Genomic DNA, 22,336 nt, shown 5'->3' on the forward strand with positions numbered 1-22,336 from the left:
GATGATTTATGCTATTGTTATTCTTTCTTCAAGGTAAACGCCCTGCACGGCATGCAATAATTCCACACCGTCCTTAAAAGGTCTTTGAAAGGCCTTTCTCCCTAAGATCAATCCTGCTCCGCCTGCCCTTTTGTTGATGACCGCAGTTCTGACCGCATCCGACATATCTGACTCGCCTTGTGAACCGCCACCTGAGTTTATCAAACCTATTTTGCCCATGTAGCAATTGGCCACCTGCAACCGGCATAGATCTATGGGGTGCTCCGTGGTCAGTGTTTCGTACATGGCATCATCAAACTTGCCGAATTTCAGGTTCTTGAAGCCAAAATTGGTCGTGGGCAGTTTCTGTTTGATGATATCGGCCTGTATCGTTACCCCTAGGTGGTTGGCCTGACCCGTTAAATCCGCGGCGGTGTGATAGTCCTCTTTGTCTGTTTTGAAAGCATCGTTACGGGTGTAGCACCACAAAATTGTGGCCATACCAAGGCTATGGGCCTCGGCAAAGGCTTCCGCAATCTCCCTTATCTGTCGATTGCTTTCCTGGGACCCAAAATAAATGGTCGCCCCAATGGCAACCGCGCCCATGTTCCACGCTTCCATGACTTTTCCGAACAGGTTCTGGTCATAAGTGTTGGGATAGGACAATAACTCATTGTGGTTTATCTTGACAATGAAGGGGACTTTATGCGCATATTTCCGAGAACAAAGGCCCAACACCCCGAAAGTGGAGGCCACACCGTTGCAACCGGCTTCGATGGCGAGCTTTACAATGTTCTCGGGATCAAAATAATCGGGGTTTTTAAAGAAGGAAAAAGAGGCACTATGTTCAATGCCCTGATCTACGGGAAGGATGCTCAGATACCCAGTATCTCTTAGATTGCCATGCCCGTACAATTGGGCAAGGCTACGAAGCACTTGTGGGCTTCGATTACTATTGACGAATACGTTGTCCACAATATTCTTATCGGGCAACCGCAGTTCATCCTTGGTGACCTTCTGGCTTACATGATCTAAATAGAAAGATGCTTTGTCCCCTAAATGCGCGACTATGTTATCATACGTTTTCATAATGAAATTTTATCCGATTCCTAAACTTGCATTGGTTTTTTCGATGGATCTGTGTGCATCGGTTTCAATGCCTGTGAGTGCCCTGATGGCGTCAATGGTCTCAGGGATTACAATCGCTTGATTGTCTACCACGTAGGCATAAAAAAGTTCATCGCCCACAACCTTGAGCATGTCTTCCCATAGGGCCACCTCGTACATATCGCCCCATGGTCTGCCCATGTCCATAAACATTTCTTTTATCGTGTTGTTGGAGACCAGACCCTGATCATAGTGAATAAACTTGATTCTACTTGAGGTTTTGAGGGCGTTCAATACCTCTTCCTTTGAGGCTTTTTTTCGTAGCTTAACGTTCCAGTAATGCATATGGCTTAGGGTTTCGGGAACTTTGACCGCAGAAGTAATGACATCCAAATCCGGATCGACACTTTGCGCGTCGGGACCTTGATGGCTGGGTATGTCCTTTTCCGGTACCATGGTGTTCATAATACCTCCCAAGTGGCTTTCCCACGGGTCGGTTGCCCTTCTTAATAATGTTCCCCTTCCATAATCCAACAGATCTGCCCTTTTTAAAGCGGTCAATGTCCTCAAGATAGATGTGGTATTACAGGAAACCACCCGGGTAGCATCTAGATTTACCGCAGTGCTATAATTGTTCTCGGCACTAAAGGAGTGGCCTGTGGTCTTGTGTTTTTCCCCTCCCTGTACGATAAACTTGATCCCTTGCCCTTTGTATATTTCCACATTCTTTGCGGCGATGTTCTTGGGGGTACAATCTACTACCAGATCGGTTTTTTTCAGTAACTGCTGCATGTTACCCTTTACCGTAATACCTGAGGCCTTCATTTCGTTTTCGGCATCTACAGTTGCGGCATAGATATCATACCCCTTTCTTACAGCGTTTTGTATGCGCCAATCGCTGATGACATCACAAACCCCGATAAGGCTCATATCATCTTGTACATTAATGGCATCGGCTACTCTTTTTCCGATAACTCCGTATCCTACTACTGCAATGTTTTTCATGTTCTTTTATGTTTAACTGTTCTTAATTGTTTACTGTTTCTGTATAATAATAGAGCACCCATTACCCCCGCTGTCAATGAAGCGAATAGGATGCTTACCTTGGCCGTAAATATTAGGGACTCGTCTCTAAAAGCCAGTTCGTTTATAAACAACGACATGGTAAAACCGATACCGCCAAGAAAGGCTGTCCCATAAATCATGTTCCAATTCACGTTTTCCGGAAGCTTGGCGAGTTTAAATGCAACGAGTAGTCTTGAAAAAGCAGTAATACCGATAAACTTGCCAAAAATGAGACCTAGACCAATCCCCAAGCTAACGGGGCTGGATAGTACTTTCAACAAATCTCCATGAAGATGTATTCCGGCATTTGCCAAAGCGAACAAGGGAAGAATTACAAAGCCCACTATTGGGTTTAAAGTCCTTTCCAATTTTTGAAGTGGAGTTTCGGCCTCGGAACTTGCAGTCTTTATATCCTCCAATATCTCCAATTGCGTTTTTGAGATAAGTGTTCCCTTTATAGACTTGGTTTCTTGAAATCTCTTATGCAAACGGTCTAAACGCTCTAAAAAGGTATTCTCCTTAATTTTTACCCTACCAGGAATGGCAAATGCGGTCAGAATCCCGGCAATGGTTGGATGTACTCCTGAAAAAAAGAAGGCCAGCCAAACACCGCCGATACCAATAATGGCATAGAACCAAGTGCTTCTCACTCCCGCATAATTGCCGATGATCAAAGCTCCGAAGAACAATAACCCATGTAGTAGATCCATCTCGGATATACCGGAGGTATAGAAAAGGGCAATGACCAAGACACCGCCCAAATCATCCACTATGGCCAACGTAATAAGAAAAACTCTCAATGCAGAAGGCAGTCTTTTCCCGACAAGGGCCAGAACCCCTAATGAAAATGCAATATCCGTGGCCATCGGAATGCCCCAACCATTGGAAGCTTCGCCCGAGTTGTTGAACATAAAATAAATAAGGGCAGGGAACACCATACCACCTATTGCTGCACCGATGGGCAGTATTGCATCCTTGGGGGACGACAGTTTACCACCGATTATTTCACGTTTCAACTCCAAACCGACTTGTAGAAAGAAAAAGGCCATTAAGCCGTCGTTTATCCATAACAGTAGCGACTCCGATAGCTGAAGTGTACCCACGCTAAAGGCAATTTCGGTTTGCATTAGGTCGATATAATACCCCTTCCATGGCGAGTTGGCCCACACCATAGCAATAACAACAGTGATAAAGAGAACAATGCCACTGTTATTGAGTCCTTTGGCCGAGCTGCCGAAGAATTTTTTAATACCCCTATTTGAGTCGAGTCTAGGCATCGATGCTGGATTTTTTGGGATTTACATCCTTTTCCAATTCATTATTGGAACTATATTTTAAGGAGGCTTTCATATAAGCATCACGTTTGAAACTTCTTATGATTACCCGGTTGCTTTTTTCATAGGTAAAATAACTGATGGCCCAATTGAAGCCCACCAAAAATTTGTTTCGAAACCCACTGATGGAAAGCAAGTGAACAACGGACCACAAAAGCCAGGCAGCATACCCCCCGAAGTGGAGCTTCCCTAAATCAGCGACCGCTTTTCTTTTACCGACAGTGGCCAATGAACCTTTATCCTTGTACCTAAAGGGTTTGGAAGGCTTTGATTGAACGGTGTTCAATAACACTTTTGCCAAATGACGGCCCTGTTGTATGGCGGTTTGGGCTACCTGTGGATGCCCTTTCGGGGTCTCGTCTGTGATTACCCCGGCAATGTCCCCTATGGCGAAAACATTATCCATACCCTCGACTTTTAGATGGGTATCCGTTTTTAAACGGTTCCCTTTAATTATATGTTTTTGATTGATGCCCTCTGGAATCTGGCCTGTTACGCCTGCCGTCCAAATCAGGTTTTTGGCACTAATTTTCCTTCCGCTTTTGGTTGATACCACATTGCCGTCGTATCCGCTGACGGCCTCGTTCAATAACACTTGCACATTGAGATTTTTTAGATACTGAAGCGTTTTTATCGAAGCCTTGTCGGACATCGAAGCCAAGAGTTCATCCAGCGCTTCAATGAGGAAAATGTTCATTATAGTATTCGGATACTCTGGATAGTCTTTTGGCAGGATGTACTTACAGAATTCCGCCAAGGCACCTGCCATTTCGACCCCGGCAGGGCCTCCGCCCACAATCACAAAATTGGTCAGCGCATCGCGCTCATCCTCATCGCAAGTAATCGCGGCCTGCTCCAAGTTTTGCAACATCATGTGGCGGATATTGAGGGAATCCCGGATATCCTTCATGCCCAAACTATTTCTTTCCACTTCTTCCATACCGAAGAAATTGGTCTTTGTTCCGATGGCCAAGACCAGATAATCGTAGGTGAGCTTGCCTTTATCCGTGACAACCGTGTTGGAAGCGGGTTCGATTTGCGTCACTTCGGCCAGTCTGAAGCTCACATTACCATAACCCTTGAACTGTTTTCTGAAGGGAAATACGATACTGTCCGGTTCAAGTCCGCTGGTGGCCACTTGATAGAACAAGGGCTGAAACTGGTGGAAGTTGTTACGGTCTATCAGCACGACCTGTACCTCCTTGTTTTTAAGGCCTTCTACCAGGGCCAGCCCTGCAAAGCCACCACCCACCACCACGATACGCGGCAGTACGGTGTTGGGCAGACAAACCGAATCTGTTACTATGCAACTGGCCTCTGTACTGTTTTCCGGTATGCAATTACTCTTCATGCCCATTTGGGTTTTAAGGTTTTTTGCCATAAGCGTATTTGTATAGCTTTTGATAGCAATTATACACTAACTTATTTTTCACTTTTTTTTCTAACAATCAGAACCGAACAACTGGCGTGCATGGCAATGGATTGGGAGACCGAACCAAGCAAAAAGCGGGAAAATGCACCATGGCCCTGGGATCCAACAACAATAAGGTCTGCGCCAAAGTTTTCTGACTTTTCGAGAATGGCGCTTTTCGGAAGGCCATGGATAACTTCGGTGGTTATTGAGATTTCAGGGTTCTTATCCTTAACTGATTTGGCTGCATTTTTCACAATAGTTTCCGCTGACTTTCGTGCATTGGACACCGCTTCTTCATAATAATTACCAAGTGGACTACCAAGGGTAGCTGCTCCAGGAGCGGTCAGCAAAGGATTTTCAAAAACACTTAGTATACATACTTCAGTGCCCCCCAGCAAGCGCATTGCTGCAAGTTCATTAATGGCGGCTCTACTGAATTTGGAGCCATCTATTGCCAATACTATTTTCATCTTCTTATATCTAATTGTTCATAAATCTTATTTCATACTACTTGCTTTACCATCTAACTCATGGTAATAGGTCTCATTAATTTTCTCCAATACAAGTGTTCGTATAAGCCTGACCAGTACATCCCGAAAGTAAAAGCGAACAAAAGCTCTTCTATTGGAATGCCGGTCACTAGAATATCACTAAGGTTTTCCAGATTCCAGAAAAGTTCTACATAATCGGGATAGAATGGGAGAATACTTCCGAAATAAACAAAGTACAATGCCGTGAACAGAAATCCACTTATCCAGATTTTGGTCTTTAGGTCCGGACGACAGTACAGCGTGGCCATTCCACCCAAAAACATGGCCGCAATGCCACAGTAGATATGATTCAACGGTGTGAACAGGGCCAATACCAAAAACACGACCGCCGGGACGAAAAGGATATATAGGTGCAACCGGTGCCTTGCATGTTTGCGCTCGGTATGCGGTATTTCAACATACCTTCGCTTAAAAATAAGATTGTACAGTACCGTACCTATACCACCGATGGCAAAAGAAAAGATTAGGCTTTCAATATCGAACCCTGTCTTTATCGCCAAATCGAAAAGCGATGGCGGATGCCAATATTCGGGAACAAAAAGGGGTTCGGTAAGCCCAAAGGGCATGGTTATCCAACTCATCTTCAGCATTTCTCTTCGAGAATCTTTCTTCATTAGATAGACCACGCCCCAGAGGGCTAGAATAATAAGGGACCATATAAACCAGACATATTGCATAATTTTATGGTTTTCGGGCTTCTAAATAATCGACCGCTTCCTTGACCGTCAATGGGTATGTAGCATTTCCTGTCCTGACGTAAAAAGTAGTGGCCCCGGTATAGTTGACATATATGGGTTTTTTGGAAGGTTCGATATCTATTACGCACACCTCCTTTTCATTTAAACTATAGAATGATATGTGATTGCTGAAACAGGCTTCATGCCCCAACTGAGTGGATATAATCCGGTATACCTCCCGCTCGTAGCCATCCCTGTTTTTATGCTTAAGTGTTTTAAAATCCTTTTCCAGGCCCAAAACGCTTCCGTCGTCATCAACACCAATAATTAATTTACCCCCTTTTGCATTCATAAAACCGGTAATGGTCTTGGCTATGACCAGTTCCAGTTCGCGGTTGGTGGTTTTCCTAAAATAATCATAGCGGATGGAAGACTTAAATTCTACCCGTTCATTCTCACCCGCCTCTATCAATTCTTCTAAATCGCGCAGTAACAACTGCTGTTGTGTGCCTATAAGCTTGTTCTTTCGCCTGAGGGTTATGAAAAATAGACCGGAAACTATCCCTAGGAAAATGCCAAGGATTGTAAGCGAGACGCTCATCCCTCTCATATCAAAAGTGAAAGATTCTAAAAACTGCGACTTTAAGACGTCCCAAAACAGGGAAAATGAAAATGGTGTATTGCTAAATTCAAACCAATAAAGCACCATGGTAAAAGGATGGACAAGGAAATAGAAAATGCCCCCCCATATTACCGTTTGGGTGAAAATTGTTTTGATATTTCTTGCAGTACTATTCACTTATTCTACTTTATATGGTTGTACTCCAGGTTCAATTCCGGGATTCTATTGTCAATTGCTCAGTTCTTTGGCACTTTCCGCCAACAAATTGCCTGTGGTCGATGCGACACCGGTTCCTAAAAAGTCTCTCCGATCTATTGTTCAGATTATCTACTCTTAATCTGTGTGTTGTAAAATGCGGCAATCAGGGCACCTGTGAGCCAAGCAATGATAAAAGTCTGGACAATGCCAATAAGTGCCTCCCAAATTGGCACGTCTACCCGTATTATACTGGTAGTGTCCAAGCCGTGCAGCAGGCTGTTGAAAAAGGTTATGCTTCCTTCTTGTCCTGCTGTCGCCAAAACAATCATGCAGCCGGCGTAGAGGATTGCAGCGGTCAGCCCCATGGCAAAACCGAATTTTTTTACATTGATACGATTCATGATTCTTGTTTTAATGTTTATTGTTGTTATTATTCATTTATGAGTTTGTTCATGTGCAAAAACCAAAGTTGGAGTCAATGGTTGCGCTCAAGGCTCTTTTTGTATTCCATTTTATTGTGCATGGCCTTGGCGAGATCCTCGTGTTCTAGCGTGTGATCACAAAAAGAATCGGTCAAAAGGCTGTCCGAAGCAATGACCGGCATAAAATGGTGGGTGGTCAGTAGCATAAGGTCAGGATATCTAGTAATCATATCGCTCAATTTGTTCGCTAGTATGGTATCCTTTGCCGCTGCTTTTACGAGTTCGTCCACCATCATTCCCATAGCATGGTCGTTATCCATCATGTTGGCAATGTATTTTTTGCCCAGATCGTGGTCTTCGACCATCAAGGTCAAAACCTCCTCTTGTTGTGACGGGTCCTTGAGCATATCCTTTACAGCACTTTCTTGTTTTTGTGCACAGGCCGATAATGTGAAAACGGCCAATACAATTCCTACTGTTTTTTTGATTTTTGTTTTCATTTTGATTCATTTTAAGTATTACTAATTGCAGCCACTTCCTAGTGTCAAATCAAAGCTGAAATGACACTATTCGGATTTTAGAATCCTTTTTGTTTCCTCAAATTCCTCTTTTGTGATTTCCCCATTGGCAAATCTTTTTTTGAGAATTGCGAATGGGTCTTCCTTCTTTGATTTTCGGTAAGGGATGTCGTATGGCACAAAGAATATCCATATCAAGAGGATCAACCATATGATCCACCATACGAAGTGCATACCGCCCCAGTGTCCATCGAAAAAATGCATAGTTTTAGGTTTAAAGGTTAATAGTTGTTTGTTCCTGGACTAGCTGTCCTATTCTAAAAGTATCTTTGATCGCTCATATTCCTCCTTGGTAATCTCGCCCTTGGCGAAACGAATTTTGAGCAGCATTAGTGGGTCGTCTCCCTCAATTTCTTCGGAAGAGGAACTGGACGGGGCAAAGAAGATCCAGCCTAAGGCCACGATCCAAATTGCCCACCAGATAAGGTGCATGCCCCAAAAAAATCCATCTTTGTAAAACATATTTTTAATTTTAAGGTTTCTATGATTTTAATTAATCTCTGCAATGGTATAGCCGTCAAGTTCGTTGAGTTGCCCTTGCAGTTCTTCGACCGTAAGCTTCTTGTTCATTTTTACAATGGTTGCGCCCACGGGCTGTAAAAAAATTTCTACATTTTCTATATTCGGGTGTTCTTCCAAGGTCTTCTTTACCCTTGTGACACAGCCACCGCAGCTGATTCCGTTAATTTGATACCTATGCTTCATCGCTATAGCATAATTTTTAATGGTGCCGATGTCCTCGATGTTCTTCTTGGGTCTCGGTGGAAACTTGTTCTTTACTGTTATCATGGTTTTTGCTCTTATCTGGCTTACCGTGACTACCATGCCCGTGACCACCGTGTGGTATAAAAAGGTGTATCAAAAACATTACGATGATAAAGGCGAAAAGCCCGTTGTATCCCGTGATGCCCAATGCGGGTGCGAAAAAAATCAACAATAATGGAAGGCCACAACCGATGACCATCCAAATCCAATGTCCTTTCATGATTTTTATTTTTTCGTTACTTTTTATGTTTTAATGGTGCTCGGAATGGTCACCCACTTTTGATTTCATGGTACCATCATCCATCATTCCCATTCCTTCCATATCCATTCCCTTTTCCTTCATCAAGTCCATGCAAGACTCCATGCAATCTTCGCCCATCATGCCTTTTTCATGCATCATTTGCATCATCTTGCCCATCATTTTCCCATTTTTCATCATGTTCTGCATCATATTTGTCATCGTTGTACTGTCCTTCATCATCATTTGCATTCCCTCGCCCTTCATCATATGGCTCATCATTTTCTGGTCGCCCTGCATCATCTGCATAGCATGGTCGTTGGTCTGCATGGCATCCATAAATTCGATCATATAACTATGGTTGGCGGCAATTGCATTGATGATTTCGGTTCGCGTTTCAGCATTTTCAAGTAGTGCATTGGCATCTATATTTTGGTTACAGCTGGCCAGAACTGTGAGTGCAGCCATTGAGAGAATCAGTGATACTATTTTCATTATTACCATTTTTTAATTATGAATACCAAAGTGTTATTAAATACTATCCTGTAAATTTTGCTCCCATAACTAAATTGCCCAGCAGCTATGGGAGCATTTTTTCCTATTAATTGGCTGACTTGAGAAACTCTTCTATCTTTTTACTTTCATGTTCGGTCAGGTTGGCCCTAATCCGCATATGTAAGCTTATTGTTTCCCAATCAGTGTCATTGTAATCAGAAGGTGACGGGGCGATGTGACACCGGTTACAAGTCTCCCCCCAAAGTTGTGCACCTGACTTTTCGAGCTTAAACTCTGTTTCTGCCACCTCATCATTTGGCACATCGGTATAGTTGCCTTTGGTCGATGAACAGGCAACAACCGTCAACCCAAATACAGCCATAAGGCCCAAAGCGATTGATAATTTATATACTGTTTTCATTTCTCTGATTTTTTGATTTAATTAAAACCCTATGGCCCAATGCAGAAACAAACCATCTGTATTGGTGATACCATCTCCGTCGTGGCCTCCTTCGGTTTCAGTTGTTTGATAGCTCAGTTTGACGACAGAACGCCAACTCAACCAATAGTTAAGGCCAAATGCATATTGTTTTGATTTTTCTTCCCATTCGGCACCTTCAGGTGCATTGAAATCTGAATACCTTGCGACAAACTCCAGATTTTTTACAAAATTGCTTCCTGACATGGTGGGCCGATAGCTCACTTGGCCATAAAACGAGTTACTTTGATTGTCAAAAGAGTATTCTTCCTCATCACCATCTTCGTGCATCTCAATGAATGTGGCCGTATCCACATTTGAACTATTGTATTGGGCTTTTGCATCAACGATACCACCCAAGCCCGGTATCTGTTTCACCAATGAAAAATCCAAGGCGTACAGGAATGCCCCGATGTCTTCGAAATCAGAATCTTGTTCTCCAGTGCCGCTTGTCGAGTAGGCGGAAAAACCAATTTCTGTCGATGAATCTGAAAAGGGTAAAAGTCCAATCCTACCACCAAAGGCTTTGGCCAAATTGGTATCCTCATAGTTCTCGAATTCCAAAATGCCTGCTTCTTCCGGTTCTTCAGAACCATCTTTGATTCGTGGGCCGTTGGTAGAGTAAACCGAATAGTTCAGTTTGGGGCCACCCAAATCAAATGCCCCGCGAAGTTCTACGCCGATACCTGAAGAAGGTGCGATACCGTCATGCCCATACCCCAATGGAGCATTGGGCAAACGGTTGATCCATGCTGGATGCAACCTTTCCATAAAGGTTCCGAAAGGTAGAAGAAACTTTCCCGCCCGAACGGTCATGTTCTTGTTGAGCACGTACATGACATCGGCGTATTCCAAACCAGTTTCCAGTTCATCGCCTTCCAATGCAAACTCCAGTTCAGCCTCGAACATTAGCCTGTCTGAATGTTTGTAGAGAAAAATCGGGGCAAAGGCCGAACCTAAAAATGTAGATTCCGTTTCATCGCCCGAATCCATATATTCAAATCCTGTATGGCCGTAACCACGCAACATAAACTGGGTCTTACTTGGTTCAAAGGTGTTGTAGGTCTGCCCATAAAGGGTGCCGCCCAACACAAAAATTGTTATAATAGTGAATAGCTTTTTCATTGTTTTAAGGTTCTGATATAGTTAATCAATTCCCATCTTTTCTTTTCTGGAAGAGCCGTTTCATAAGCAGCCATGGGGGGGCGGCCTTTGGTCAGTTTCCAGAAAAGTGCTCCATCCGTCTGCGCTTGCACATCTGCATTGGTCAAATCAGTGGGTTTCGGTGTCAATCCGGCACCGCCCATGCCATCTCCCTTGCCTTTGGCACCGTGACAGATCACACAAAGCATTCTATATGTTCTCTTGCCAGATGCTGTTGCACTGGCATCCCCTTTTACTGGGTTGACTATCTTATCGGCACTCTCTGGTGCCTTCCACTCGTCTTGTGCATGTGCGCTAGGTACTGCCAAGAGTATCAATAGCACCGTAAGTACAATCGGTGCCGTTAATGTTTTTTTTATTTTCATATTCTTAATTAGTTAAGCTGTTGGGTTAAAACTATTTTTTACCTCTCAGATATATCTTCATAATATTCTTTGATTTCTATATAATTTCGTCAAGAAAGTCACGTTGCCACTCTTCGCTATTCTTGTAATCGGTCATGCTTATGCCCATGATTTCCTTGAACTGTCTGGATAAATGGTTGATGCTACTATAATCGAGCATATAGGCGATATCAGAAAAAGTAAGCTGCCGTAACTGGATGAGCTCTTTTACTTTTTCGATCTTGAGCTTGATGAAATACTTTTCGATAGTGATATTTTCTTTCTTAGAAAACATCTTGCTCAGTACCTTGTACTCTCGATGTAATAAATTGGCCAAATAGTCTGAGGTTTTCTCCTTAATGTTGATAGGGACGTTGGTAACCAACGATATCAAGGCAATCTTGATTTTCTCGACTATCATTTCCTCTTCACTTTTGGCTATTTCAAAACCGTTGGAATGCAGGACGGCCATCACTTTTTGGTCTACTTGGTCAATTGCTATTTCTGGAGCCTTTACCGTAAGTTTCCCTAATTCTAGGGATAGTACGGTAATGTCCAAATCGTGCAATTCTTGCTTTATGACCTTTAGGCAACGCCTACAAACCATATTCTTGATCCAGTATTCCCTTATGGAATCCATGATGCTTATATTATGGTTTACATTAAAATCTCAACAGGTAAAACCCTGTTTTGCAATCAATCTGAATGTTCTGCCGTGGGAATGCAATACGACAAGAAGGGGCCATTTATGAGTTATGGCCAATGCGAAGAGCGGATCCTTGCATAAACAATCCGCCTAAATAAAAATCAAATCAAAAATGTCTCGTGAAGAACATGTAAATCCTTTTGAATCCACGGGGGATCATAATTTTTAAAAGGAACCACGTTTTCCTCAAGTCCTTCGAAAAGGTTGATATAGGTGTAGATAAATGCCTTTAAGAAGACTAAGGTTTGGGCATCAAGCTCAAAGGAAACCTTATTTAAATCATCCTTGCCAATGTTGATGAAGGCATCAGTACTGCAACAATCTTTTTGCCCTAAAGTGCATTTATTGGAGGTATTTTCCGGATTTTGAAGCTTTTCATCACAAGGCTTTGCTTCACCCGTCACAGATAGGCTAACCAATTTACTACAGCAAAAATGCATGTTGGCCGTAAAGGAAGTGGTGGTAAAAAGCACGGTACAGGTGAGAAATATGGATAATATTTTCGAGAAAATTTGCTTCACATTTTAAAGTTAATAAAAAATTTGTTTAACTATATAATATCATCAAGAATCAGCATTAAAATATAAATATTTGATATTCAAATACATATATATAATATCGATAAAAAATCAATCTAAAAATAACTGATAAGTATAAACAAAAATATGATATTAATCATGTTGTTAAGTATCAACAGAAAATGAAATACTGTGCAACATGACCGAACTTATAATGAAATAGGTAATTGGCCGCTAACCAGGCTACTTATTCAAAAACCCGATTTTAACGTTTTTTAACTCTATTTCGGAAAGTATTTCCAAGTGTCCTTGCGCAAAGGCTTTTTCGATATGGTTGAAAGAAAAGCTGTCTCTTATTTTTGGTTTAAAATTACGGTAATCCTGTATGGTCACACCATTGGCCTTACGAACATTATAAGCCTCACGAAATCGCATTCCCCCTTTTCCCGTTTTATATTTGTAGGCCAAATAATCCATACTGTAATCATCCACATCGAACCAATAAAGGAACACGTCCTCAAAATCGTCGCCACCGCCTTCTTCCTTAAAAGTGACACGAATTTTATAGTATTCCTTACCCTTGATTACCGTTGTTCCCATACTATGGAGCATGACGGCAGGGTCTTTGAGCCAAAGGGGCAAAAATGCAAAATAGACCACGGAATTCACCGAATTGGTATAGGCTTTTCTTCTTTTCCCTGTTAGCTCAACCAAGGTGTCTGCAACATAGCGTTCAAGCCCATTGTTTGTATAAACATCCCGTATTTTAGTGCCATCGGTTTTTTTCCACGACCTGATGTATTCAAATCGGCCTTTATCTCTTTTGTAATTATAGTGGTATTCCCTAAAATCGAACGAAGCCTCGGCGTTTTTCAACTTTTCGAGCCCTGAAGCTTTTATTGCGTTATCAAGAATATCAACTTGCCCAATAGACCAATTAAAAGTGAATACGAAGAGAATTGTCAGTATCAATAGAGAATAAAATTTATAGCTCATTTTCTAGGGTTTGCTTTATTTTTTAATCATTAAACAACTTCGTCGTTTTCTCAATTTTCGCCCACTTAATTTACTTTACTTAAAAATTCTGGGGCTACAGATTGAATTTCTTGTCGTATTCTTGAAGCCTCCAAATCGTTGCCCGTATCTACGTAGTAAAGATACCTGTGATACAGTGCCCCCACCTTTACAAATCGAATTTCATCCTTCGGTAGCTTGGCCAGGTAGGGGTCATCATCTGTGGGAAGATTATGTCTTAATGAGGTCAATAAATTATTCAGCTCCTTGCCCTTGACATAGTTTGCGTGCCCGGCATTGGCTTGTTGGGATAGAATAGGGGCCTTAAATTCAATGGACCTTTTATCATCAGTATTTATCTCAACTCCCGATAACCGACTTCGAATGGCCTCTAGGTTACCTAGATAAAAGAGGCCGGCCATATGGTTTTTTTTTGTTTCAGCCTGTTCACCGATCACATATGCAATATTTTCGCGTAAGGTGTTCTCATTAAGCTGTGAGCCAGCTTCTTGACCAATGAGTACGATACTGGCCCGGGTCGTCGAAAAATCGGCCCTCCAAAGGGTCACTTGTGGATAAACGGCGGCAAATGTGGCGGCAATGGAATTAAAATTCTTTGGTGTAAGTTGGTATAACGGTAACCATTGTGCAAAGATGCCTCCCGGCGTCAAACACTTTTTGGCCTGTTCGAAATGCTCAATGGTGTAAAGACTTCCGGTACCAGCATGCCATGGGGTAAAAAGGTCTCCTACAATAACATCAAATTTCTTATTCGTGCCCAAAAGAAAGTTTCTACCATCGTCAGCTACTATGCTTACCCGGTCATCCTTAAAAAGTCCGTTGGCCCAAGGGGAAAAATAACGTTTTGCCGCAGGAATTACATTGGACACAAGTTCTACGGCCACTAGCCTTTCTACATCATGGTTCAACGCGGCACCAGCGGTGATGCCAGTGCCCATGCCCAAAAACGCCACCTTTTTGGTTGCTGGATGAATCATTAACGGAACGTGGGCCTGCATTTGCTCGACCAAGTAAGATTTTGAATCCCCAAGCACATAAAAATTATCCAATCGCATTTCTAAATTTTCAGGCTGTTTTACTATAGAGACGACCCCATCGCTTGATTGCCAATAATCCAAAATCTTTTCTCCGGTTTTCAGTTGTACAAGAGGTGGATTTTTTAAAATGAATATACCGATAATCAATCCGACAGGTAATAAAAGTTGAATAATTTTCCTTTTTCCGTAAGCAGGATAAACTATCAGAACAGCCAGGATGCCATACAGAACTGCAATAATTTTTATGCTGTTCCAGAGACCTACCAGGTCAAGCAGAACAAACCCAGCCACTATCGGGCCCACAAAACCGCCCAACGAATTGTAAAGCACCAATTTACCCACAATGGGTCCTGAGAATAAATCTATTGAAGGGGCTGCTTTTAAGAGAAAGGGAAAGACGGCACCTAAGACAACAGTAGGAGGCATAATGACTATGAAGCTTAGTTTAAAGACGGACAACATATAAGTAATCCAAGATGCATTAACAGAAAGATACTCGAGGCCGTTAGTTGCAATATTGAAGACCGTCGGCGACATTCCTATCAAAATAGCAGCTGAGGATAATAGTAAAATAAAAATAGTCTTTGACGGTGCCCCTAGCCTTACCAGTAGATATGATAATACACCACCGAGCCCCAGGGCCAAAAGGAACACGACCAATATCGCAGCGAACGAATAGACCGAATTTTGTAAAACTTGGGCGAACATTCTGGTCCACAATGTTTCGGCTGCTAGTGCCAATGCGCCGGAAAAAAAGGCAACCATGATAAATTGGCCGTAGCCAAGTTCAGATGTATAGTTAGTGGGTTTTTCAGGACTTTTAGGCGATTCGACAGATTCTGGGTCAGCAGGAAAGGAAATCTTATCGAGTACAAGGGCAAGTACCCCTACGGACAACGCCAGGGCCGTGGCAAAAGCATAGCTTACGCTGACCCCATGCTCAGATAATAGATAAAACGCGGCAGCAAGGGCACCAAAAGCAGCCCCTAGGGTATTTATTGCATATAGAACAATACCGCGCTTCGAAAGAGCATCTCGATTTTTACCGATATATTGCGCCAAAACGGGGAAGGTTCCTCCCATAAGAAAGGATGGAAAAAAAAGAAGTGAAGCACCAAAAACGAACTTCATGACCAAAAGAACACTTTTTGAATCCCCAAAAAAGGATACGACATCAGAATAGTATATTTCATAGAAATCTAAACCAATAATCAGCAAATAGGCGGTCAACCCAATACCTAGCTCCATAAATCCATAAAGGCGAAGTGGCCTTACGAAACTTACGGAAGCCTTTCCAAAAAATCGCCCCCCAAGTGCCAACCCAAGAAAAAAAGCTGCTAGTGTTGCCGCCGTAGCGTATGCGGCGTTGCCGAATACCAACCCCAATCGGTACATCCAGATGACCTGAAATATGAGACCAGTGGTGCCGGATAAAAAAAACAAGGCACATAAAAAAATGAAGTTTCCAGAACGTTCAAATTTTAGAAGTGCAAACATAGTTTTCATAAAAATGGGTCATTAACAAATTTAAAAAGGAAAGAGACCCTAGAAAGCCTCTTTCCTCTTAATATCACATTTTCAAATATGCTCAATCCAAACAGCCAACATAGTTCGGATTGTTCGATTCGGACTGAGGCACGGGAAACTTCAGGTTTGAACTGTATTCACCCCCTTTGAAATAGTCTCCCCATGGAAAAACATCTGACGGAGGCATACCGTAAACATCGACAAGTCTTCTAAGATCGCCTTGTCGGTGGCAGGTACTGAACAACCAAAAGGCGCGTTCTGAAAAATGGGCCAGCAATAGGTCATCGCCACTAATTCCTGAGAGGTCTAACTCTGATAGACCCATTGTGGCCCTGAGTGCGTTATGAATATCCTGTACGGTGCCCGCATCATCGGCATTGGCGGCCGCTTCGGCCTCAATCAGTCTTGCCTCTATACCTGAGGCCAAGGCAACTGGCGCACTTGATGAATTGAACTTCAGTTGGTTATAATAAAGGGTGATATCATCTTGGCCAAATTCTGTGCCCCCATCCCATGGTACCCTGGGGTCCATGGCCGATCGGTACATAAGGCCGTTGCCACCTTTACCATCTGCAATGGAAAATTGACGTCGAACAGTGGTCATGATGTAAATTCCATTCTCTTGTCTTCGACTGTTGTCCGAATGCTCTATGTTGTAAACGAAATCGGTAGGTACGGTCGCCACTTCGTTCGCTGCATCATCAATCTGGCCAAGACCCAATAGTGCACGTGCCCGACCGACTCGGGCCAAGTTGTCTAATTTGTCATTGCCGCCCGCATTGGCGATGGCTTGGTCGAACCAATCTATCGCTCCCGTGAACATTTCTTGTTTGCTCAATGGTTCACCAAAAATGAGATCACCACCATCGGCAGGAGCTTTGCTGAAAGGAATTCCACCACAGAACGTTTCTGCGAACAAAATATAGGAATAACCAACTATGCTTTGCATTTCACTTTCAATTTCAGGATCTCCTCCAAAATTTACAAGAAGGTCGATGGTCGTTTCGGCCCCGGCCCTAGCCAAATGAAGATTTCCATATATTCTGTTCATATCAAAATTGATGTCTTGGAGGTTTCGGGTATCAGCCTCTCGCCTGGTGGGAAATGTACCTGAATAATCATATTCATCCACCATGAGACCACTCATGACAACCAAGCCGGTGGTGGCACCATGGCCTGCGGCCGATCCGCTCATTGCAACGGCAAGATCGCCCAACGAGCCTGCCCTGAGGGTCTGTAAGCCGGCCTCACTGTCAAGCGACTCTGGAGTGACTATATCTGGATCGGTAACCTCCACAACTGAATCACAAGATATACCCAACAATGTAAATAATAGTAGAACAAGTGCACTAGAGCACAAATTGGCCAGGTTGTTTTTTGTTTTCAAGATTTTTTTCATTTTCTTTTAATTTTAGTTAGAAGGAAAGATTTAGTCTGGCTTTCCAAGAACGTACGGGGGGTTGGCTAAGAAACTCCTCCGTAGTAAAGTTGGCTTGCCCCTCTGAACTTATTTCGGGGTCTAGCCCCGTGTAATCGGTCCAAACACCTAAGTTTTGCCCAGAAAGTGTCAGGCTTATTCGGTCAAAACCCAATTTGTTTGAAAAACTGGTAGGCGTGTTGTATGTCAAAGATATTTCACGAAGTCTCCAAAAAGAGGCATCCTCGATATACCCGGCATTCGTGCCCAAAAATTTTGAGGCCACGGCCCTCGCCTGATCGAACAATGAAGCATTTGGGTCGTTCAGTTCCCGATTATTACTGTTTCCGTTTCTCCAGGAACCGGTATTGTTGTAGAGCTTTTGCCCGCCCCGATAGTTTAATAGTCCCTTTACAACAAATTGATTCTCAAAAAAGCTTAATACCGGGGTGAAAGAAATATCGGTAGTTGCGAAAGGGGTGCCCAAATATGCCGCTTCACCTACCTGTATCTCATCTTGCCCAATGAAACCGTCACCATTGGCATCGCTGAAGGTGTACGTCTCATCCCAATAGCCACCGAGTGGGAAACCTTCGACATGGCGTTGCTGGCCAAATATGACCGGTTGTATTCCTTCGCCCAGTTCTATCAGCTCATTGTCAATGAACGAGCTTACGATATCCAATCCGAAGAAAAACTTATCCGTCTCGATGATTCTGGTGTTAAGTGCTATTTCAAAGCCTGAGTTTTTTACAGATCCCAGATTTTCAAAGCGACCTTCACCTACTCCCAAAGACAGTGGCAGTTGTCTGAATATCAGTGCATCACGTGTTTTTTTGTAGAAATAGGTCATTTCTAGACCTACCCGGTTGGACAGCAACTTGGCGTCAAAGCCCAATTCAAGTTCCGTAGATCTCTCAGGACTTAAATTTTCATTGCCCACACTGCCTATCGTGACACCCGTAACACTTTGGCCATCCAATGTAGCAGCGATGGGGTTGAAAAACCTAAGGGCATCATTTGTTCCGGGCTGCACGCCAGATGCACCCCAAGCACCCCTGAGACGCAGTGAGCTGATGCCGAATTTGTCTGAGTTGCTGAAAAAATCTTCTTCAGATATCAGCCATGAGGCACTTATTTTAGGATAAAACACTGAATTGAATGAAGCCCCAAAAGAACTGCCCCGGTCTGCCCTTATGGCTCCAGTCACAAATAATTTATCCTTAAAACTTACTTGTTCTTCCAAAAACACTCCAACGGTACGTGACTCAATGGTCTGTTCATTACTTTGAGTAACCGCGGCCCCGGCAATCGAGTTGCTTCCTGCAACCAACTGTAATCCGGTGGCAAAAGTGCCCTGTGAAAGGTTTTGTAGATACTGAAATCCAAGGGAAGTACGAGAGTTTATATTTTCAGTTAGATCGGCCTTATATGAGCCCACCGCATCCAAGGTATAGACAAAATCATTGAACCTGTTCGAGAACCGGGCCCCTTCATCGTAATTTAGAAAATCCGGTGCTTCACCCGTGGGGAAAAATTGACTGTCCCAACGCGACGTAAAGTCGAGCCCGCCCGCTACCCGGACATTTAATTTCTCATTGGGTTGCCAAAGTGCTTCAAGTCCCGAGGTAAAACGATTTATTCTTTGACGGGTGTCAATAGTAAATAGTTCCTCTGGCGTGAACTCTCCCCAGCCATTGTTGATGTCAATCGATGGCGTACCGTTCAGGCCCTGTCCCATCAGACCCAAAGCGAAATTATCGTTCAATGGAAGTTCAAGGTCACTGTTGGTATAACCAGTGCTCAAATTGACCTTCAGGCTTTCTGTAATCTTTGCCCCAAAATTACCCCTGAAATTTGTTCGTTGAATGTTGTTTACTGATAGTACACCTTCGCCATCGGTTATGCTACCTGAAAGAAAATAGGAGAGCGCTTCCGACCCTCCTGAAACACTTAGCCCGGCACCGTACGACTGACCTGTACGAAAAGGCGAGGTGCGCGGGTCGTTCAAGGGCTGAAATGAATTGACTACACTGTGTACAAAGGTACCCTCAGCTGCCTCGAAATTGAAACCTGAATTTCCGTCTGCGTCAAGGGCTTGGTAATTTCTAGGGTACGTGGTCACATCTTCAACCAAGCCACTTTCTAGAAATGCCGACCACCTTGGCTCTCCTTGTTTCCCTTTTTTTGTAGTGATTCTTATGACGCCATTGGCTGCAATGGACCCATAGAGTGTTGCGGCCGAGGGGCCTTTGATAATTTCAATCGATTCGATATCCTCAGGATTGATGTCGTTCAAACGCGATGGGGACTGCCCGCCGGTCTCGAACGAAATCGAATTTGCCTCATTGTTTATCAAAACACCGTCTATATAAATTACGGGCTCATTTGATAAAGATGCACTGTTGGATCCCCTGATTCTGATTCGCGAACCCATACCCGTAGAACCCCCACTGCTGCTAATTTGGACACCACTGGCCTGGCCCTGTAAAAGATCGGATACATTTGCGATAGGGCGTTGTTTCACATCATCGCTCACATTTAGGTTGGCTATAGAATTTCCCAATTCTACTTTTCTACGTACACCGGTTGCGGTAACCACTACCTCGTTCAAATCCATCAAATCGGGCTTCATAATCACGTTGATGACCATTTCTTGCGTTACCTCTACTTCATGTTTGGCGAAACCGATATAAGAGAATACAAGTATATCCCCCTCTGAAGCTTCAATTTCATATTGACCATCGAAATTAGTTGAAACACCTTTGGTGGTTCCCTTCACAACGATGCTTACCCCGCCCAATGGTACATTCTGTTGGTCGGTTACGGTGCCCGTAATAGTCGTTGTCTGCACAGCTTTCAGAAGATTTGGACTTACCGGGTTCTCTTTTATGAGAGCAGGTTTTTTCTCCTTTTCCAACAGCACGATGAGCTTCCTCCTTATTTCATAGGAGACATTGGTTTCCTTTAGCACAAGGTCCATGAGGGTCTCTATCTTCACCTTATCCACATTTATCGAAACCCTTTTATCGATGTCCAAAATCGAATTTTTGTACAGAATGTTATAATCGGTTGTTTTCTCTATTTGTTCAAATATCGACTCAATAGTCGCATCTTCCATACTCATAGATATTTTTGATTTCTGTGAGTATGTATTATTTGCTTGCAATTGAAACAATGCAACCAAAAGAAGTAGTGCGGTCATTTTCATCTTCAAGTCTACTTTAATGGCAAAATAGCCTTTACATAGTGTGTTTTTCATACTTTTGAGAGAGTTTAAAAATTGGTCAATCAGTTTTTAGATTTGTTTGGAATCAAGGGATTGTTCCAGCAATCCCTTATTCCTTTTTGGTTCACTTCATAGGCTTCCTTATTTAGGGTTTATTATCTGGATTTTATCATTGTTTACGGCATAATCGAATTTCTTTATTCGCTGAAATGCATTGAGCACCTCTTCTATGGTCTCGGTCTCAAACCTTCCGGTATATCGTTCTTTGCCAATAGTGTCTTCGTCAATGTCTATATTTATGTTAAAATGCCTCTCAAGTTTTTTGGTGATCTGGTAGAAATCCTCATTCTTGAACAACAGCACACCATCTTTCCAAGCCACATGACCACTGATATCAACATTTTTGCTGGTCAACACATTTTCACGGTATGAATAAGATGCCATTTGGCGTGGTTTGAGTTGAACAGTTTCGACCTTACCGGAATTTCCTTTATTCACATTAAGACTGCCCTCAACCAGAACGATTCTGGTTTGTTGGTCGTCTTCGTAAGCGGAAACGTTAAATTCCGTACCTAGTACCTCGGCCGCTAGAAATTTTGTATTTACATAGAACGGCCTCAAAGAATCTGATTCTACCTCAAAGTAGCCTTCACCTCTTAACATTACATTTCTTGGGCCTTTGTTGGGGAAGATGACCGGATAGGTAAGAGATGACCCCGAATTCAAGTGTATCTTGGTGCTATCGGATAATACTACCAGAAATTTTTTGCCGTATGGTACATATAGAGTGTTATAAACCAAGGTTTCGGGTTCTTGGTCTATGGCACCGACCTTCTTATACACTATGGTATTGCCTTTCTGCTCGGCTACATATGCCGTGGACCGGGAGACCATTTTCGGACTATCCGTTTCCGCAACTTCTTTGTTTGTTCCATCACCTAAGGTGATGGTAACTTCATTTTGCTGGAGTATTTCGTCATTTTCTTTGTTAAGAACGTAAAACAACCCCACCGCGATGAGCAGTAAGAAAATGGCCGCATATCTGAAGATAGGTGATGCAATAAGACGTTTTTGGGAACCTTGCTTTGTTTCAAAATTTTCCAGCAGTTCTTTTTTCAGTTCCAAAGCCCTTTCTTTTGACAGTGTACCCGAAATCAAATGATGCAACTCAACTTGGGCGGCGAACTTTGGCTTGTTATCTTTCACCCATTCGGTCAAAAATTCAATCTCCTCGGTTGTAGCACTGTTGATCAGAAACTTGTGAATGATTGCTTCAATATTTCGTTTCCTATGGGCCATTCAGTTGAACTTTTAATATTTACATCCTAAACGACCCAATAATGAAATACCCTTGCTTTTTGTGGAAGTTTATAGCAAAAAAAGATTTTTTTCGTTAA

Annotated in this window: 24 protein-coding genes; all 24 read right to left on the minus strand. The window is 42.9% G+C overall.

Annotated features, from left to right (window positions below; genetic code table 11):
• Nucleotides 1–6: 6 nt before the first annotated feature.
• Entirely contained in the window at nucleotides 7–1,068 is a 1,062-nt protein-coding gene (locus tag J0654_RS03310; protein WP_106143174.1) for a class I fructose-bisphosphate aldolase, read from the minus strand.
• Between the two features lie 9 nt (nucleotides 1,069–1,077).
• Nucleotides 1,078–2,091 carry a type II glyceraldehyde-3-phosphate dehydrogenase gene (locus J0654_RS03315; RefSeq protein ID WP_106143173.1) on the minus strand — a complete coding sequence of 338 codons (1,014 nt, stop codon included), beginning with the start codon at nucleotides 2,089–2,091 and terminating at the stop codon, nucleotides 1,078–1,080.
• Nucleotides 2,088–3,428 carry a Na+/H+ antiporter NhaA gene (nhaA, locus tag J0654_RS03320; RefSeq protein ID WP_106143172.1) on the minus strand — a complete coding sequence of 447 codons (1,341 nt, stop codon included), beginning with the start codon at nucleotides 3,426–3,428 and terminating at the stop codon, nucleotides 2,088–2,090. Before nhaA ends, J0654_RS03315 begins: the two co-directional genes overlap by 4 nt.
• Nucleotides 3,421–4,836, minus strand: a complete 1,416-nt coding sequence (locus J0654_RS03325) for an NAD(P)/FAD-dependent oxidoreductase (RefSeq protein ID WP_106144846.1) — start codon at nucleotides 4,834–4,836, stop codon at nucleotides 3,421–3,423. Before J0654_RS03325 ends, nhaA begins: the two co-directional genes overlap by 8 nt.
• A 71-nt stretch (nucleotides 4,837–4,907) precedes the next feature.
• Nucleotides 4,908–5,369 carry a universal stress protein gene (locus J0654_RS03330; protein WP_106143171.1) on the minus strand — a complete coding sequence of 154 codons (462 nt, stop codon included), beginning with the start codon at nucleotides 5,367–5,369 and terminating at the stop codon, nucleotides 4,908–4,910.
• A 53-nt stretch (nucleotides 5,370–5,422) separates the two neighbouring features.
• Nucleotides 5,423–6,127 (minus strand): lycopene cyclase domain-containing protein, encoded by a 705-nt coding sequence (locus tag J0654_RS03335; protein ID WP_106143170.1) that lies wholly within the window; start codon nucleotides 6,125–6,127, stop codon nucleotides 5,423–5,425.
• A gap of 4 nt (nucleotides 6,128–6,131) precedes the next feature.
• The gene (locus tag J0654_RS03340; RefSeq protein ID WP_106143169.1) at nucleotides 6,132–6,926 is read right to left on the minus strand and encodes an AlbA family DNA-binding domain-containing protein; all 795 of its coding nucleotides are present in this window, start codon (nucleotides 6,924–6,926) and stop codon (nucleotides 6,132–6,134) included.
• A 146-nt stretch (nucleotides 6,927–7,072) separates the two neighbouring features.
• Nucleotides 7,073–7,348 carry a DUF5676 family membrane protein gene (locus J0654_RS03345; RefSeq protein ID WP_036378938.1) on the minus strand — a complete coding sequence of 92 codons (276 nt, stop codon included), beginning with the start codon at nucleotides 7,346–7,348 and terminating at the stop codon, nucleotides 7,073–7,075.
• Nucleotides 7,349–7,422: 74 nt separating this feature from the next.
• Nucleotides 7,423–7,869 carry a hypothetical protein gene (locus J0654_RS03350; protein ID WP_106143168.1) on the minus strand — a complete coding sequence of 149 codons (447 nt, stop codon included), beginning with the start codon at nucleotides 7,867–7,869 and terminating at the stop codon, nucleotides 7,423–7,425.
• Between the two features lie 66 nt (nucleotides 7,870–7,935).
• Nucleotides 7,936–8,151, minus strand: a complete 216-nt coding sequence (locus tag J0654_RS03355) for an SHOCT domain-containing protein (protein ID WP_106143167.1) — start codon at nucleotides 8,149–8,151, stop codon at nucleotides 7,936–7,938.
• A 48-nt stretch (nucleotides 8,152–8,199) separates the two neighbouring features.
• On the minus strand, nucleotides 8,200–8,409 hold the full coding sequence (locus tag J0654_RS03360; RefSeq protein ID WP_106143166.1) for an SHOCT domain-containing protein: 210 nt from the start codon (nucleotides 8,407–8,409) through the stop codon (nucleotides 8,200–8,202).
• 27 nt (nucleotides 8,410–8,436) lie between these two features.
• A complete protein-coding gene (locus J0654_RS03365) occupies nucleotides 8,437–8,736 on the minus strand; it encodes a heavy-metal-associated domain-containing protein (RefSeq protein ID WP_237685877.1) in 300 nt (99 codons plus the stop codon).
• On the minus strand, nucleotides 8,669–8,932 hold the full coding sequence (locus J0654_RS03370; protein WP_106143164.1) for a hypothetical protein: 264 nt from the start codon (nucleotides 8,930–8,932) through the stop codon (nucleotides 8,669–8,671). The genes J0654_RS03365 and J0654_RS03370 overlap by 68 nt, the downstream gene beginning before the upstream one ends.
• A gap of 30 nt (nucleotides 8,933–8,962) precedes the next feature.
• Nucleotides 8,963–9,445, minus strand: a complete 483-nt coding sequence (locus J0654_RS03375) for a hypothetical protein (RefSeq protein ID WP_207026295.1) — start codon at nucleotides 9,443–9,445, stop codon at nucleotides 8,963–8,965.
• Nucleotides 9,446–9,551: 106 nt separating this feature from the next.
• Entirely contained in the window at nucleotides 9,552–9,866 is a 315-nt protein-coding gene (locus J0654_RS03380; protein WP_207026296.1) for a hypothetical protein, read from the minus strand.
• 21 nt (nucleotides 9,867–9,887) lie between these two features.
• The gene (locus J0654_RS03385) at nucleotides 9,888–11,048 is read right to left on the minus strand and encodes a hypothetical protein (protein WP_207026297.1); all 1,161 of its coding nucleotides are present in this window, start codon (nucleotides 11,046–11,048) and stop codon (nucleotides 9,888–9,890) included.
• Nucleotides 11,045–11,452, minus strand: coding sequence for a c-type cytochrome (locus J0654_RS03390; protein WP_207026298.1), 408 nt, complete (start codon nucleotides 11,450–11,452; stop codon nucleotides 11,045–11,047). The genes J0654_RS03385 and J0654_RS03390 overlap by 4 nt, the downstream gene beginning before the upstream one ends.
• A 76-nt stretch (nucleotides 11,453–11,528) precedes the next feature.
• A complete protein-coding gene (locus J0654_RS03395) occupies nucleotides 11,529–12,110 on the minus strand; it encodes a helix-turn-helix domain-containing protein (protein ID WP_207026299.1) in 582 nt (193 codons plus the stop codon).
• A 167-nt stretch (nucleotides 12,111–12,277) separates the two neighbouring features.
• Complete coding sequence (locus tag J0654_RS03400) at nucleotides 12,278–12,697, minus strand: HYC_CC_PP family protein (RefSeq protein ID WP_207026300.1); 420 nt, start codon at nucleotides 12,695–12,697, stop codon at nucleotides 12,278–12,280.
• 240 nt (nucleotides 12,698–12,937) lie between these two features.
• A complete protein-coding gene (locus tag J0654_RS03405) occupies nucleotides 12,938–13,690 on the minus strand; it encodes a DUF6503 family protein (protein WP_207026301.1) in 753 nt (250 codons plus the stop codon).
• Nucleotides 13,691–13,755: 65 nt separating this feature from the next.
• The gene (locus J0654_RS03410) at nucleotides 13,756–16,272 is read right to left on the minus strand and encodes a spermidine synthase (protein WP_207026302.1); all 2,517 of its coding nucleotides are present in this window, start codon (nucleotides 16,270–16,272) and stop codon (nucleotides 13,756–13,758) included.
• A gap of 82 nt (nucleotides 16,273–16,354) precedes the next feature.
• The gene (locus J0654_RS03415) at nucleotides 16,355–17,692 is read right to left on the minus strand and encodes a tetratricopeptide repeat protein (protein ID WP_207026303.1); all 1,338 of its coding nucleotides are present in this window, start codon (nucleotides 17,690–17,692) and stop codon (nucleotides 16,355–16,357) included.
• A gap of 16 nt (nucleotides 17,693–17,708) precedes the next feature.
• The gene (locus J0654_RS03420) at nucleotides 17,709–20,972 is read right to left on the minus strand and encodes a SusC/RagA family TonB-linked outer membrane protein (RefSeq protein WP_207026304.1); all 3,264 of its coding nucleotides are present in this window, start codon (nucleotides 20,970–20,972) and stop codon (nucleotides 17,709–17,711) included.
• 108 nt (nucleotides 20,973–21,080) lie between these two features.
• Nucleotides 21,081–22,238, minus strand: a complete 1,158-nt coding sequence (locus J0654_RS03425; RefSeq protein WP_207026305.1) for a FecR family protein — start codon at nucleotides 22,236–22,238, stop codon at nucleotides 21,081–21,083.
• Between the last annotated feature and the right edge of the window lie 98 nt (nucleotides 22,239–22,336).

This window comes from Flagellimonas profundi, from assembly GCF_017313275.1.
In the GTDB taxonomy this organism is placed as follows: Bacteria; Bacteroidota; Bacteroidia; order Flavobacteriales; family Flavobacteriaceae; genus Flagellimonas; species Flagellimonas profundi.

Bases quoted from the DNA above. Each gene is read 5' to 3' on its own strand.
- J0654_RS03425 (WP_207026305.1), bottom strand. From the start codon at position 22,238: ATGGCCCATAGGAAACGAAATATTGAAGCAATCATTCACAAGTTTCTG.
- J0654_RS03410 (WP_207026302.1), bottom strand. From the start codon at position 16,272: ATGAAAACTATGTTTGCACTTCTAAAATTTGAACGTTCTGGAAACTTC.
- J0654_RS03315 (WP_106143173.1), bottom strand. From the start codon at position 2,091: ATGAAAAACATTGCAGTAGTAGGATACGGAGTTATCGGAAAAAGAGTA.
- J0654_RS03365 (WP_237685877.1), bottom strand. From the start codon at position 8,736: ATGATAACAGTAAAGAACAAGTTTCCACCGAGACCCAAGAAGAACATC.
- J0654_RS03350 (WP_106143168.1), bottom strand. From the start codon at position 7,869: ATGAAAACAAAAATCAAAAAAACAGTAGGAATTGTATTGGCCGTTTTC.
- J0654_RS03360 (WP_106143166.1), bottom strand. From the start codon at position 8,409: ATGTTTTACAAAGATGGATTTTTTTGGGGCATGCACCTTATCTGGTGG.
- J0654_RS03370 (WP_106143164.1), bottom strand. From the start codon at position 8,932: ATGAAAGGACATTGGATTTGGATGGTCATCGGTTGTGGCCTTCCATTA.
- J0654_RS03335 (WP_106143170.1), bottom strand. From the start codon at position 6,127: ATGCAATATGTCTGGTTTATATGGTCCCTTATTATTCTAGCCCTCTGG.
- J0654_RS03420 (WP_207026304.1), bottom strand. From the start codon at position 20,972: ATGAAAAACACACTATGTAAAGGCTATTTTGCCATTAAAGTAGACTTG.
- J0654_RS03395 (WP_207026299.1), bottom strand. From the start codon at position 12,110: ATGGATTCCATAAGGGAATACTGGATCAAGAATATGGTTTGTAGGCGT.
- J0654_RS03390 (WP_207026298.1), bottom strand. From the start codon at position 11,452: ATGAAAATAAAAAAAACATTAACGGCACCGATTGTACTTACGGTGCTA.
- J0654_RS03330 (WP_106143171.1), bottom strand. From the start codon at position 5,369: ATGAAAATAGTATTGGCAATAGATGGCTCCAAATTCAGTAGAGCCGCC.
- J0654_RS03355 (WP_106143167.1), bottom strand. From the start codon at position 8,151: ATGCATTTTTTCGATGGACACTGGGGCGGTATGCACTTCGTATGGTGG.
- J0654_RS03325 (WP_106144846.1), bottom strand. From the start codon at position 4,836: ATGAAGAGTAATTGCATACCGGAAAACAGTACAGAGGCCAGTTGCATA.
- J0654_RS03375 (WP_207026295.1), bottom strand. From the start codon at position 9,445: ATGAAAATAGTATCACTGATTCTCTCAATGGCTGCACTCACAGTTCTG.
- J0654_RS03385 (WP_207026297.1), bottom strand. From the start codon at position 11,048: ATGAAAAAGCTATTCACTATTATAACAATTTTTGTGTTGGGCGGCACC.
- J0654_RS03405 (WP_207026301.1), bottom strand. From the start codon at position 13,690: ATGAGCTATAAATTTTATTCTCTATTGATACTGACAATTCTCTTCGTA.
- J0654_RS03415 (WP_207026303.1), bottom strand. From the start codon at position 17,692: ATGAAAAAAATCTTGAAAACAAAAAACAACCTGGCCAATTTGTGCTCT.
- J0654_RS03310 (WP_106143174.1), bottom strand. From the start codon at position 1,068: ATGAAAACGTATGATAACATAGTCGCGCATTTAGGGGACAAAGCATCT.
- J0654_RS03345 (WP_036378938.1), bottom strand. From the start codon at position 7,348: ATGAATCGTATCAATGTAAAAAAATTCGGTTTTGCCATGGGGCTGACC.
- J0654_RS03380 (WP_207026296.1), bottom strand. From the start codon at position 9,866: ATGAAAACAGTATATAAATTATCAATCGCTTTGGGCCTTATGGCTGTA.
- nhaA (WP_106143172.1), bottom strand. From the start codon at position 3,428: ATGCCTAGACTCGACTCAAATAGGGGTATTAAAAAATTCTTCGGCAGC.